Here is a 12,395-nt window from a genome sequence, read left to right on the forward strand (position 1 = left end):
GGCCTCAGACGCGCGCCGTCCGCACCCTGGAGATGACCGTGTCCAGGAGCGCGAGGAGCACCTCGCGGACGTCGGCGCGGGCCCGGGCGTCCAGCATCAGGACGGGCGTGCGGGGGTCGCGCAGGTGCAGGGCGGCCCGGATCTCCGCCTCGGTGTACGGCTGTTCGCCGTGGAAGCAGTTGGCGCCGACCACGAACGGCAGCCCTCGGCTCTCGAAGAAGTCGACCGCCGCGAAACTCCGGTCCAGGCGGCGGGTGTCGACCAGCACGACCGCCCCGAGCGCCCCGTTCAGCAGCTCGTCCCACATGAACCAGAAGCGTTCCTGACCCGGCGTGCCGAACAGGTAGAGGACGACCCCGGCGTCGTCGAGGGTGATGCGGCCGAAGTCCATCGCCACGGTGGTGGCCGACTTCGACTCGATCCCGTCGAGGTCGTCGACGCCGACCCCGGCGGCCGTCAGCCGCTCCTCCGTACGCAGGGGTTCGATTTCGGAGACCGTCCCCACCAGGGTCGTCTTGCCGACGCCGAACCCCCCGGCGATCAGGATCTTGACGGGGGCCGCTTCCTGGGCAGGGGTGTCATATCCGGGCAAGGTTGTCCCTGATTCTCATGAGCAGGTGGACGTTGGTCGTCGCGGCCGCCTCCAGGGGCGGCCGGTGGTGGATCAGCCCGCGGTCCGCGAGCTCACCGAGGACGAGCGTCATCGGGGTGAGTCGCATCCCCATCCGCGCCGCGATCTCGGCGACCGCCCGCCCCTCCGGTGCCGGGCACAGGGACAGGACGGCCTGCCATTCGGTCGGCAGGCCGTCATGGGCGTCCTCGGCGACGGCCGCGGTGATGGTGGTGTCCATCGTGAGGACGGTGTGAGCCGCGGCTGTACGGCCATCGGTCATGGCGTACAGCCGCGTCCTGCGACGGCTTCGACGCTGCGGCTCGTCGGACATTACGACGTGGCAGTCTGCGTGCGCTCAGGTGTGCCCAGCCACTCGCCCAGCGCCTGCGCGGTCCGGACGGCCTCGCCGCCCAGCTCCCCGAGGCGGGCCTTGCGGGACGTCACGACGATCAGCGTGCTGCCCTCGCCGCAGCCGACGATGCACAGGTAGCGGTCGTCCATCTCGACCAGCTGACGGATCACCCGGCCGCCGTCGATCTCGCGGGAGATCGCCTTCATGGTCGACGCGATGCCCGAGGACGCCGCGGCGATGCGCTCCGCCTGCGGACGGTCCAGCATGTACGCGCTCAGCTTGATCCCGTCGTTGGACAGGAGGACGGCTCCCTGGATGCCGGCGATGCGGCTCAGGTTGTTGTCCAGAACGCTGAAGATCATGTCGTTCGATGTCGTCGTCATGGCTGATCCTGTCGGAGTTCGTTTTCCACTGTGCGGGTGCCCTGTTCGTAGTCGTCCCAGGCGTCGGCCACCTCCTGGGGCGTCGCCTCGTCCGGCGCGACCGCCGTGTCCGTCGCGCGCGTCTCGCGGAGCTGCTCGGCCATATGGGTCTGCGGCACCCGCTCGGGCAGGGCCGGGCGCGCGGCGCCCGCGTCCGGCCGGTCCGGGGAGGGCCGGCCCGCCACGGGCGGTTCCGGTGCCGGGCGGGCCGGGTTCCGGCGGAACGGCAGCGGGCCCGCCGCGCGCGGGACGGGACCCGGCCGGTCCTCCGGGGCCGGGCGCGGCGCGGGCGGGGCCGGCGCGGCGGGGGCGGGAGCCGCCCCGGGCTCGGGCTCCCGCTCCGTCGGAACCAGCAGGTCCCGGGGGACGATCACCACGGCCGACGTACCGCCGTACACCGAGCGGCGCAGGGTGACGGTGGCCCCCAGCTGGTCGGCGAGGTGGCCGACCACGAAGAGGCCCAGCCGGTGCGCGTTCTCGGCCAGGACGGAGTACGGCGGAGCCGAGCGCAGACGCCCGTTCATCTCCGCGTACGTGGCGGGCGTCACGCGCGGGCCGCGGTCCTCGACCTCGATGGACAGGCCGTCGGCCACCACCTCCGCCCGGATGACCACCTTCGAGCGCGGCGGGGAGAACCGGGTGGCGTTGTCCAGCAGTTCCGCCAGGAGGTGGCTGATCTGGCTGATCACCCGGGGTTCCACGCTGATCTCGTCCAGGGCCTGCCGGTCGATCCGCCGGAAGTCCTCGACCTCCGCCGCCGCCTCCCGCAGCAGGTCGGCGACGCGCATGGGCTCGGTGTGCGGGTCGGGGATCTCGCCGCCCGCCAGGATGAGCAGGTTCTCGATCTGCCGCCGCATGCCCACCGTCAGCTGGTCGGCCCGCATCAGCTGGGCCAGCAGCGCCGCGTCGGCCCCGAAGGTGTCCTGGAGTTCCTCGGTGAGGGCCAGCTGGCGGCTGACCAGGTTGCCGGTACGGGAGGCGATGCCGGCGGCGAACATGCCGAAGCCCTGCCGCTCGGCCGCCAGCCGCCGGTGCCCGTCCACGGACACGGCCACGACCCGGGCGAACGCGTCCCCGACCCGGCCCACCTCGTCCTGTTCGCCGCGGACCGGGGGCAGCGCCCCGTCGTCGACGGGCCGTCCCCTCTGGAGCCGGGCCACCACGCCGGGCAGCGTCTCCTCGGCCACGGTCACCGTACGTTCGTGCAGCACGCGCAGGCGGCGCAGTACCGAGCGGGTGGTGAACACCACGACGAGCGTGACGATCAGCAGCGCGCCGCCGCTGACCGTGATCAGCCACGTGACCTGCGCTTCGAGCTCCGAGGCCTTGGCATCGCCGTGTGCGAGCAGCGCCCGGGTACGGTCCGTGTTGAGCGCTTCCAGCTGGGCCGACCACTGCCGCTGCGCGGCCGCCCAGCCGGTGATCTCACGGGGCAGTCGCACGCCGGAGCCGGTGTCCTTGTGGTCGGACAGGACGTGGTTCTCGATACGGGTCTTGGTCTGCCACGCCTCCGACCCGGCGATCGCCGTGAAGCGGTCGACCTCCTCGGTGGGCAGGAACGGCACGATCCACCGGTCGTACAGATGGCGGTGGGCCCCCACCGCGCTGACGAAGTCGGCGAACCGGCGGGTGCTCAGCTCCCTGGACGGCCCGGCCAGCGCGACGTACGTGTCCTCCTGGGCCACCGTCTCGGCGGCGGAGAAGAGGGTCATGACGACCCGGCTCTCCTGGGTGAGACCGGCGTCCTCGGTGTGGCTGAACCCGTCCTGGAAGTAGCGGATCATCTGACTGATCAGGTCACCGTAGAAGACGATCACGCTGTCGGCGCTGCCGATGCGGGCGTCCGCGCGCTCGCGGTAGGCGTCCAGGTCGGCGAGGCCCTTCATGATCTCCAGGAGGCGGCGGTCCGACTTCTCGGTGCCGGCGCCCGCGGTGGCGGTCGCCCGGCGGAAGGCGTCCGCGGCGGCGTCCGTGGCGGCGCGCCGGGTGCGTACCGCCTCCTCGGAGACGGCGGTTCCCGCCCAGCGCGCGGCCGTCGTCGTCCGCTCGGTCTGCATCGCGACCACGAGCGTGTGCAGCGGGGGGCCGATCCGCTCGCCCGCCGCCACGTCGGCGCGCAGGTGCCCGGACTGCGCCAGCAGCCGGTCGGCGGTGACGGCGACCTGGGCGGCCATCGCGGCGGTGGGGACCAGGGCCAGCAGGACGAGCAGGGTGCGCAGGCGCACCGTGCGCCGCCGGCGAGGTGCCGGCGGAACGGGTGGACCTTCGGGAGCTATGGAAGACATCGGCCCTCGGGAGCGGGGAGCGGGGGAAGGGGACGGGCGGGCGGCCGGGACCGGCACCGCCCTGGGGGAGGGCGTGGGGGACGGCCGGGCCGGCTGCGGTGACACATGCGGGTGCCGATCATAACCAGCCAAGTCGGGTAACGGAGAGGTTGCTTCCCCATGAACCGCGTGGTAAATGCACCGATCGCATCGCGGGCGAAAGGTCGCACGGGGAATCAACCGCCGTTACCGGCCATGAAGTTATCGAGAGGGGCAGAGGGGATCAATCGGGCAATCCCGTGTGCTCGGCAAGGATTCGGCCGGTGGCTCACGGGGAACCACCGGCCGGAAACGCGTCCGGGGGGACGAGGAACTCAGGCGTTCAGGGCCGCCGACACCACCGAACGGGCCTCCTCCTGCACACGCGTCAGGTGCTCCGGGCCCAGGAACGATTCCGCGTACACCTTGTAGACGTCCTCGGTGCCCGAGGGACGGGCCGCGAACCAGGCGTTGTCGGTGGTCACCTTGATGCCGCCGATGGCGGCCCCGTTCCCCGGGGCCTCCGTGAGCACACCGGTGATCGCCTCGCCGGCGAGGGTGCCGGCCGTCACCTGGGAGGGGGAGAGGCGGGCGAGGACGGCCTTCTCCTCACGGCTCGCGGGCGCGTCGACCCGGGCGTACGACGGCTCACCGAACCGCGCGGTGAGCGACGCGTAGTGCTCGCTCGGCGTGCGGCCGGTCACGGCCAGCATCTCCGACGCCAGCAGCGCCAGGACGATGCCGTCCTTGTCCGTCGTCCACACCGATCCGTCCCGGCGGAGGAACGAGGCGCCGGCGGACTCCTCACCGCCGAAGCCGAGCGACCCGTCGGCCAGTCCGTCCACGAACCACTTGAATCCCACGGGCACTTCGACCAGCCGCCGTCCGAGGTCGGCGGCCACCCGGTCGATCATGCCGGACGACACCAGGGTCTTGCCGACGCCCGCACCGGCCGGCCACCGATCGCGGTGCCGGTACAGGTAGTCGATGGCGGTGGTCAGGTAGTGGTTGGGGTTCATGAGGCCGCCGTCCGGGGTGACGATGCCGTGCCGGTCGGCGTCCGCGTCGTTGCCCGTGGCGATGTGGAACCGGTCGCGCCCCTCGATCAGCGACGCCATCGCGTACGGGGACGAGCAGTCCATCCGGATCTTCCCGTCCCAGTCCAGGGTCATGAACCGCCACGTGGGATCGGTCCGGGGGTTGACCACGGTCAGGTCGAGCCGGTGCTCCTCCGCGATCCGGCCCCAGTACGCGACCGACGCGCCGCCCAGCGGGTCCGCCCCGATCCGTACCCCCGCCGAGCGCACGGCGTCCAGGTCCAGGACCGAGGGCAGGTCCCGCACGTATGAGCCGAGGAAGTCGTACCGACCCGTGGTCGGGGCCGCCAGCGCCCGGGCGTACGTCAGCCGCCGGACGTCCTTCAGGCCGCCCGTCATGATCTCGTTGGCCCGCTCCTGGATCCAGCCGGTCGCCTCCGAACCGGCCGGCCCGCCGTTCGGCGGGTTGTACTTGAACCCGCCGTCGGCCGGCGGGTTGTGCGAGGGCGTGACCACCACACCGTCGGCCAGGCCGGAGGCGCGGCCGCGGTTGTGGGTGAGGATGGCGTGCGACACCGCCGGGGTGGGGGTGTAGCCGTCGGCCGCGTCGACGAGCACCGTCACGCCGTTGGCCGCGAACACCTCGACGGCGGTCACCCGGGCCGGCTCCGACAGCGCGTGGGTGTCCGCGCCGAGGAACAGCGGCCCGTCGATGCCCCGCCCGGCCCGGTACTCGCAGATCGCCTGGCTCGTCGCCGCGATGTGGTCCTCGTTGAAGGCCCCTCCCAGCGAGGACCCGCGGTGCCCCGACGTCCCGAAGGTGACGCGCTGGGCCGGTTCCGCCGGGTCGGGGTGCAGGGCGTAGTACGCGGTCACCAGCCGGGCCACATCGATGAGGTCCTCCGGCCGCGCCGGCCGCCCCGCGCGCTCGTTCGGCATCCGTCCACTCCTCCATGTCGGTCGGGGGAATCCCGTTGGTGCGATCAGTACAAGAGCGATGATCGCCCGTCGATCGCGTTTCACACGACTGCCCCTCCGGAGGTCCCCTCGGGGGCGTTCCCGAGGGGCATGCCCAGCGCGGCCCCGGGCACCCGCATCGCATGGCGATTTTCCGAAAGTTGGCGCGTCCCCTGCTGGCATCCACGTTCGTCACCGGAGGACTGCGCACCTGGCGCGATCCGGGGGCCGTGGCGCCGGTGGCCGAACCGGTCGTCCGGCCCCTCACCGCACGGCTACCGGCACTGCCCGACGACGCCGCCGCGCTGGTCCGCCTCGGCAGCGCCGTGCAGGTCGGCGCGGGCCTGCTGTTCGCCACCGGCCGCCTCCCCCGCCTCTCCGCGCTCGCCCTGGCCGCCGGACTCGTCCCGACGACCCTGGCCGGACACGCCTACTGGACGGAGGAGGACCCGGAGGAGCGGGCACGCCAGCGGGCCCACTTCTACAAGAACCTCTCCCTGCTGGGCGGCCTGCTGATCGCGGTGGCCGACACGCACGGCAAGCCGTCCCTGGCGTACCGCGTGAGCAACGCCGGCTAGCGGCCGGGCGGGCCTCCGGTCGGCGGGGGCGGGCTCATCGCCCACCGGATCGTCCTGGTCAGCGCATGCCCGGACGCCCGGACGAGGGTCTCCTCGACGCCCGGGACCCGGGGCACGCCGAGCTGCCCGCGCGCCCACGGCGGCAGCGTGGAGAGCGCGTTGGCGGCGAGCACGGCGTACGGGGGCCGGGCGATCCACGGCAGCGGCGGGTGCAACAGGATGAACCGGGCGGCATCCCGCGCCTCCCGGGTGGCCCGCAGTTCCGGGCGGTACGCGGCCAGCCGCTCGGCCAGCGCGGCCAGGTCGCGCGGGGGGTCGACCACTCCGAGGGCCTCGGCCACGCGCGCGGTGTCGGCGACGTACGCGTCGCAGCCGGCGGCGTCCAGCGGGCGGGCACCGTAGCGCTGGTGGGCGGTCAGGAAACTGTCGACCTCGGCCACGTGCACCCAGCCCAGCAGGTGCGGGTCGGCGGCGTGGTACGGCTCCCCGGCGGCGGTGGCCCCGCGCACGCGCTCGTGCACCGCCCGCACCCGCTCCACCGCCCGCCGCGCGTCGTCCGCGGTGCCGTACGTCGTCACGGCGAGGAACGTGCTGGTCCGCTGGAGGCGCCCCCAGGGGTCGCCCCGGTAGCCGGAATGAGCCGCCACGGCCGCCATCGCCAGCGGGTGCAGGGACTGCAGCAGCAGCGCCCGCAACCCGCCGATGAACATGGACGCGTCACCGTGGACGGTCCTGATCGGCCGCTCGGGGCCGAACCAGCGCGGCCCCGGGGCGCCGTGGATCCGGGCACGGTTGACCGGCCCGGCGGGCCCCGCGACACGGGTGAAGATCCCCTGGCCCAGACGCTCCCGCAACGTGTCCATGCCGCCAGTATCCGCCGCCGCACGGGGCGGCGGGAGGGGCCGGCCGGTCACTGCAGGACACGCACCGCCGCGGCGAACACCGGCGGCATCCGGGCGGCGGCCGGAACCACCAGCCGCGCCGTGTCCCGCCGGCCGCCGACCCGCACCAGCGCCCCGGTCAGCAGCCGGTGCCACCGCGACAGCCGCCGCCACTCCCGCTCGTACGCCGCCGGCCGCCCCGCCCGCAGACAGCGCACCGCCGCCTCCGCCGACGCCAGCGCCAGGGACACGCCCTCGCCGGTCAGCGCGTCCACGTACCCGGCCGCGTCACCGACGAGCAGCACCCGGCCGGCCACCCTGCCCCGGACCCGCTGCCGCATCGGCCCGGCCCCCCGTACGGCGCTGGTCGCCGCACCGGCGTCCAGGCGGGCGGCGAGCTCCGGGAAGTGGCCCAGGTGCACGTCGTACGGACGCCTCGCCGTGCTCAGGAAGGCCACCCCGACCAGGTCGTCCGCGACCGGCGTCACGTACGCCTCGCCGCCGCCCGTCCCCGACCAGTGCACCTCCACGAAGTCCGACCACGGCGCCACCCGGTAGTGCCGCCGCAGCCCGAACCGCCGGGGCGACCGGACCGGCAGCTCCAGCCCGAGCGCCCGGCGCACGGGGGAGTGCAGCCCGTCCGCCGCGACGAGCCACCGGGCCCGCAGCCCCGCCGCGCTCACCCCGTCCGCGCCCTGCCGTACACCGGTGACCCTGCCGGTCACGACCCGTACGCCCAGGTCCGCCGCGCGCCCGGCCAGCGCGGCGCTCAGGACGGTCCGCCGCACGCCCAGCCCGGTGCCGCCCCGGAAACCGGCCTCGGCCCGGTGCGGTCCGTCCACGTACCGGATGCCGCACAGCGGGTGGCCGTCCGGGGCGACGCCGAGCGCGGCCAGGGACCGCACCCCGCCCGGCATCACCCCCTCGCCGCACGCCTTGTCCACCGGTCCCGGACGCGGCTCGACCACCACGGCCTCCATCCCGTTCAGCGCGGCGTGGATCGCCGTGGCCAGACCGGCCGGCCCGCCGCCCGCCACCAGCAGGTCGATCACCGGGGCCCGCCCCCGGCACCGGCCGGTACCGGTGCGGCGGCGGCACCGCTCGCCCCGCCCAGCGCCGCGTCCTCGCAGCGGATCCGCACCACGAGCAGCGCGGCGTTCGCCACCGTGAAGCACGCGGCCGTCAGCCACGCACCGTGCACCAGCGGCAGGGCGACGCCCTCGGCCACCACCGCCACGTAGTTGGGATGCCGCAGCCACCGGTACGGCCCGCCGGACACCAGGGGCAGCCCCGGAACCACCAGCACACGGGTGTTCCAGCGCGGCCCCAGCGTCCGCACGCACCACCACCGCAGCCCCTGCGCGGCCACGGCCGCCGCCAGCATGGTCCAGCCGAGCACGGGCCGGAACGGCCGGTCCAGCGCCCACACCTCGGCCAGGCACCCGGCGAGGAGAGCGGTGTGGAGCACCACCATGACCGGGTAGTGCCCCCGCCCCGACTCCACCGCGCCACGGGCGAGACTCCAGCGCGCGTGGCGGCGGGCGACGACGAGCTCGGCGAGCCGCTCGACACCGACGACCAGCACCAGCAGGGTGTACCAGACCATGGGGCTCTCCCGTCTACCAGCGCAGCAGGACCAGTTCGGTGCAGAAACCCGGGCCCATGGCGAGCAGCAGCCCGGGGGTTCCCGGCGGCGGGGCCGCGGCCAGGGTGTCGCGCAGGACGTGCAGCACCGAGGCCGACGACAGGTTGCCGACCTCCGCCAGCGAGCGCCTGGCGGTGTCGAGGGCGCCGTCCGGCAGGTCGAGCGCCTCCGCGACCGCGTCCAGGACCTTCGGGCCGCCGGCGTGGCACACCCACGCCGTCACGTCACGACGGCCCAGGCCGTGCTCGGCCAGGAAACCGTCGACATCGGCGGCGAGGTTCTTGCGCACCAGGTCCGGCACCGCGGGATCGAGGACGACGCGGAAACCCGAGTCGGTGACGTCCCAGCCCAGCAGCCGCTCGGTGTCCGGGTACAGACGGCTGCGGCCGGCCACCACACTGGGGCCTCCGGCCGCGCCCCCGCCGCCGGGAGCCGTGACCGGATGCCGCCGGGCGCCGCACGCGACCACGGCCGCGGCGCCGTCACCGAACAGCGCGGTCGCGACGAGCTGGGCCGGTGAGGCCAGCTCCCGCTGGAGGGTCAGCGAGCACAGCTCCACGGAGAGCAGCACGGCGACGTCGTCCGGCCGGCCCAGCAGGTAGTCGTGCAGCCGGGAGATCCCGGCCGCACCGGCCACGCACCCCAGGCCGAAGACCGGCAACCGCCTGACGTCCGGCCGCAGCCCGAGCCGCCCCACGAGGAGGGCGTCCACGGACGGCGCGGCGATGCCGGTCACCGATGTGAAGATCAGCAGGTCCACGTCCCGCGGCGACAGCCCCGCCTCCCGCAGCGCCCCTCCCACCGCCTCGGCACCCAGCTCCACGGCACCGGCGACGAACGCGTCATTGGCCGCGCCGAAGCCGTCCAGCTCCCCGTACCCGTCCAGCGGGAGCACCGTGTGGCGCGCACGCACCCCCGTGCCGGCGTGCAGCCGGTCGAGGGTGCCCCGGCCGACCCCGGCCGGCAGGCAGTGCCGGGCCGCCATGTCGGCGAGGTCCCGCTGGGTGTGCCGGTGCGGCGGCAGGACTCCACGCACGGCTGCGATCCGGGTCATCGGCGCTCCAGGACGGGGACAGCGGTCACCCATGTGTGCCCTCGTGCCGTGTCGCCGTACCGCACGTTCGCCCGTTGGGCGCCGGAGCCGCCTACGCTCGGCCCGTGGACGCCACCGAACAGCCCGCCGCGGTACGCGGCGGTGCCGTCATGGGCCTGCTGGCGGCCTGTCACCCCGGTCCGGCCGCGGCCGTGACGGTCCTGGTGACGGTGCTGGCGGCGGCCGCCGGGCACGACGCGCGCGGCTGCCTCCTGGTCGGCGCCGCCGTGCTGGCGGGCCAGCTGTCGGTCGGCTGGTGCAACGACGCCGTGGACGCGGCGCGGGACCGGGCGGCCGGGCGGCGCGGCAAGCCGGTGGTCGCCGGGGCCGTCGGCGCGGCGGCCGTGGGGGGCGCGGCGGTCGTGGCGCTGGGGCTCGCCGTACCGCTGTCCCTCGCCTGCGGCCCTCTCGCGGGCGGAGTGCACCTGGCGGGTGTGGCCGCCGCGTGGGCGTACGACCTGGGCCTGAAGGCGACCGTGCTGTCCTGGCTGCCGTACGCGCTCGGGTTCGCCGCCCTGCCCGCCTTCGTCACGCTGAGCCTGCCGGGCAGCCCGTGGCCGGCCTGGTGGGTCGCCGTCTCCGGGGCGCTGGTGGGGGTGGGCGCGCACCTGGGCAACGTCCTCCCGGACATCGGTCACGACCTGGCCACCGGGGTACGCGGCTGGCCGCAGCGCCTGGGTCCGGCGCGGGTACGGCTGCTGCTGCCGGTGCCGCTGGTGGCCGCCTCCCTGCTCCTGGCCCTCGCCGGTCCCCGGCCGGGCGGGCCCGGTCCGGTGGGCCCGGCGGTGGGCGCGCTTGCCGTGGTGACCGCCGTGGGGACGGCCGTGGCCGGCGCCGTCATCGGCCGCCGCAGGCCCCGGGTGCCGTTCGCCGCGGCCGTCGTGGTCGCCGCCGTCGACGTGGCGATGCTGGTGTGGCGGGGCGCCGCGACGGCATGACGCCGGTCACGCGCCCAGGGGGCGGAGGGGGCCGCCGGGGCACCGCGCGCGGTGGCCGTGGGACAGCGCCGCGCCGCCGGGGAGCGACTCCTCCACGTCCGCGACCCGGCCCGGCGACCGCGTCACGCCTGTCGGGGCCCGTGCCCCGGACCCGCCGCCCGGGCGGGTCAGTCGCGCGGCGGGCCGGACTGCTCGGTGCGCTCCGCGTTCTTCTCCTTGATCCGTACCGCTTCCTTGCGGACCTCGGCCTGGACCGTGCGCTCACGCACCAGCCACTCGGGGTTCTCCGCCTTCAGCGCCTCGATCTGCTCCGTGGTGAGGGGCTCGGTGACGCCGCCCCGCGCGAGACCGGAGATGGAGACGCCGAGCTTGGCCGCGACGACGGGCCGGGGGTGCGGGCCGTCGCGGCGCAGCTCGCGCAGCCACTCGGGCGGATCGGCCTGGAGCGCGGTGAGCTCGGCGCGCGAGACGACACCCTCCTGGAATGCGGTGGGCGTGGCCTCGAGGTACACACCCAGCTTCTTCGCCGCCGTGGCGGGCTTCATCGTCTGGGTGGTCTGGTGCGACTTCATGTGTCAAGGGTATCGAGCGTGTGCGCGACCTCCGACCACGACCGGTAACCTGGCGGCGTGACAGGCTCCGACGCGTCCCCTTCGTTCCGGCTCGCCTACGTCCCGGGTGTGACGCCGACCAAGTGGGTGCGGATCTGGAACGAACGGCTGCCCGACGTCCCGCTGACCCTCGTGCAGGTGTCCGCCGCCGAGGCGGCCGGCCTGCTGCGGGCCGGTGACGCCGACGCGGGCCTCGTGCGGCTGCCCGTTGACCGCACCGACCTCAGTGCCATCCCCCTGTACACCGAGGCGACGGTGGTCGTGGTCCCCAAGGACCACCTCGTGGCGACGGCGGACGAGGTGTCCGCCGAGGACCTGGCCGACGACGTGGTCCTGCACCCGCTCGACGACACCCTCGGCTGGGAGCGTCCGCCGGGGCTCCCGGCGAAGGAGCGTCCCGCCACGACGGCGGACGCCGTGGAGCTGGTGGCGGCGGGCATCGGGCTGCTGGTCGTGCCGCAGTCGCTGGCGCGCCTGCACCACCGCAAGGACCTCACGTACCGCACGGTGACGGACGTCCCGCAGTCGCGCGTGGCGCTGTCGTGGCCGGAGGACGCGACCACCGACCTGGTGGAGCACTTCATCGGGATCGTCCGGGGGCGGACCGTCAACAGCACGCGCGGCCCCCAGGCCCCGGCGGACCGGTCGGCGGGCAAGCGCGCCGACAGCGGCGGCGCGGCCCGCCGGAAGCCCCCGGCCGCCAGACAGACCGGGAAGCAGAACACCAAGCAGGCCGGCAAGCCGGGCGGAAAGAGCCCGCGCGGCGGTTCCGGCGCCCCCAAGGGCGGCAAGCGGGGCAAGCCCCGCGGCCGGTCCTGAGTTCCCGCCGGTCCAGAGTTCCCCATCCCGGAGCGCCCGCCGGTCGTCCGAGTCGACCGCGGGTGGTGTGGTCCGTACCAAACCCTTGACAGGGTCTTCGCTCACTTCTTGAATCACGTAATGAACTAACCCTTGGCCGACTGAAC

Annotated in this window: 12 protein-coding genes and 1 pseudogene; 3 read left to right on the forward strand and 10 right to left on the reverse strand. The window is 74.8% G+C overall.

Annotation, left to right across the window (positions count from 1 at the left end):
- Window positions 1-4 precede the first annotated feature (4 nt).
- From AC07DW_RS06215 to pgm, 5 genes are all read right to left on the reverse strand, one after another.
- Complete coding sequence (locus AC07DW_RS06215; RefSeq protein ID WP_478856436.1) at window positions 5-592, reverse strand: GTP-binding protein; 588 nt, start codon at window positions 590-592, stop codon at window positions 5-7.
- Window positions 579-944 (reverse strand): DUF742 domain-containing protein, encoded by a 366-nt coding sequence (locus AC07DW_RS06220; RefSeq protein WP_478856437.1) that lies wholly within the window; start codon window positions 942-944, stop codon window positions 579-581. The genes AC07DW_RS06215 and AC07DW_RS06220 overlap by 14 nt, the downstream gene beginning before the upstream one ends.
- Window positions 944-1,348 (reverse strand): roadblock/LC7 domain-containing protein, encoded by a 405-nt coding sequence (locus AC07DW_RS06225; protein WP_344361870.1) that lies wholly within the window; start codon window positions 1,346-1,348, stop codon window positions 944-946. The genes AC07DW_RS06220 and AC07DW_RS06225 overlap by 1 nt, the downstream gene beginning before the upstream one ends.
- Window positions 1,345-3,612 (reverse strand): sensor histidine kinase, encoded by a 2,268-nt coding sequence (locus AC07DW_RS06230; RefSeq protein WP_478856438.1) that lies wholly within the window; start codon window positions 3,610-3,612, stop codon window positions 1,345-1,347. Before AC07DW_RS06230 ends, AC07DW_RS06225 begins: the two co-directional genes overlap by 4 nt.
- Before the next feature lie 413 nt (window positions 3,613-4,025).
- Window positions 4,026-5,666: a phosphoglucomutase (alpha-D-glucose-1,6-bisphosphate-dependent) gene (pgm, locus tag AC07DW_RS06235; RefSeq protein WP_478856439.1), complete on the reverse strand. Its 1,641-nt coding sequence runs from the start codon at window positions 5,664-5,666 to the stop codon at window positions 4,026-4,028.
- 161 nt (window positions 5,667-5,827) lie between these two features.
- On the opposite strand from pgm, the pseudogene AC07DW_RS06240 reads away from it, so the two are divergent.
- Window positions 5,828-6,244 (forward strand): annotated as a pseudogene (locus AC07DW_RS06240) (DoxX family protein); the annotation flags it as partial.
- 14 nt (window positions 6,245-6,258) lie between these two features.
- On the opposite strand, the gene AC07DW_RS06245 reads toward AC07DW_RS06240, so the two are convergent.
- From AC07DW_RS06245 to AC07DW_RS06260, 4 genes are read right to left on the reverse strand one after another with little or no spacing between them, the layout of a single operon-like run.
- On the reverse strand, window positions 6,259-7,125 hold the full coding sequence (locus tag AC07DW_RS06245; RefSeq protein WP_478856440.1) for an oxygenase MpaB family protein: 867 nt from the start codon (window positions 7,123-7,125) through the stop codon (window positions 6,259-6,261).
- Between the two features lie 47 nt (window positions 7,126-7,172).
- Window positions 7,173-8,195, reverse strand: a complete 1,023-nt coding sequence (locus AC07DW_RS06250) for an NAD(P)/FAD-dependent oxidoreductase (protein WP_478856441.1) — start codon at window positions 8,193-8,195, stop codon at window positions 7,173-7,175.
- Window positions 8,192-8,749: an isoprenylcysteine carboxyl methyltransferase family protein gene (locus AC07DW_RS06255; RefSeq protein ID WP_478856442.1), complete on the reverse strand. Its 558-nt coding sequence runs from the start codon at window positions 8,747-8,749 to the stop codon at window positions 8,192-8,194. Before AC07DW_RS06255 ends, AC07DW_RS06250 begins: the two co-directional genes overlap by 4 nt.
- Before the next feature lie 13 nt (window positions 8,750-8,762).
- Window positions 8,763-9,842 (reverse strand): type III polyketide synthase, encoded by a 1,080-nt coding sequence (locus AC07DW_RS06260; RefSeq protein WP_478856443.1) that lies wholly within the window; start codon window positions 9,840-9,842, stop codon window positions 8,763-8,765.
- A 104-nt stretch (window positions 9,843-9,946) separates the two neighbouring features.
- Here AC07DW_RS06260 and AC07DW_RS06265 point away from each other — a divergent pair, with 104 nt between their 5' ends.
- The gene (locus AC07DW_RS06265) at window positions 9,947-10,819 is read left to right on the forward strand and encodes a UbiA family prenyltransferase (protein ID WP_478856444.1); all 873 of its coding nucleotides are present in this window, start codon (window positions 9,947-9,949) and stop codon (window positions 10,817-10,819) included.
- 167 nt (window positions 10,820-10,986) lie between these two features.
- Here AC07DW_RS06265 and AC07DW_RS06270 read toward each other — a convergent pair whose 3' ends face one another.
- A complete protein-coding gene (locus AC07DW_RS06270; RefSeq protein ID WP_478856445.1) occupies window positions 10,987-11,391 on the reverse strand; it encodes a DUF5997 family protein in 405 nt (134 codons plus the stop codon).
- A gap of 57 nt (window positions 11,392-11,448) precedes the next feature.
- Between AC07DW_RS06270 and AC07DW_RS06275 the strand changes: the two genes are divergently transcribed.
- Complete coding sequence (locus tag AC07DW_RS06275; protein WP_478856446.1) at window positions 11,449-12,249, forward strand: LysR family substrate-binding domain-containing protein; 801 nt, start codon at window positions 11,449-11,451, stop codon at window positions 12,247-12,249.
- Window positions 12,250-12,395: the final 146 nt, after the last annotated feature.

The organism is Streptomyces sp. NPDC045701 (assembly GCF_056432045.1).

Coding starts and splice junctions, on each gene's coding strand:
- AC07DW_RS06270 (WP_478856445.1), bottom strand. CDS start 11,391: ATGAAGTCGCACCAGACCACCCAGACGATGAAGCCCGCCACGGCGGCG.
- AC07DW_RS06260 (WP_478856443.1), bottom strand. CDS start 9,842: ATGACCCGGATCGCAGCCGTGCGTGGAGTCCTGCCGCCGCACCGGCAC.
- AC07DW_RS06255 (WP_478856442.1), bottom strand. CDS start 8,749: ATGGTCTGGTACACCCTGCTGGTGCTGGTCGTCGGTGTCGAGCGGCTC.
- AC07DW_RS06220 (WP_478856437.1), bottom strand. CDS start 944: ATGTCCGACGAGCCGCAGCGTCGAAGCCGTCGCAGGACGCGGCTGTAC.
- AC07DW_RS06225 (WP_344361870.1), bottom strand. CDS start 1,348: ATGACGACGACATCGAACGACATGATCTTCAGCGTTCTGGACAACAAC.
- AC07DW_RS06245 (WP_478856440.1), bottom strand. CDS start 7,125: ATGGACACGTTGCGGGAGCGTCTGGGCCAGGGGATCTTCACCCGTGTC.
- pgm (WP_478856439.1), bottom strand. CDS start 5,666: ATGCCGAACGAGCGCGCGGGGCGGCCGGCGCGGCCGGAGGACCTCATC.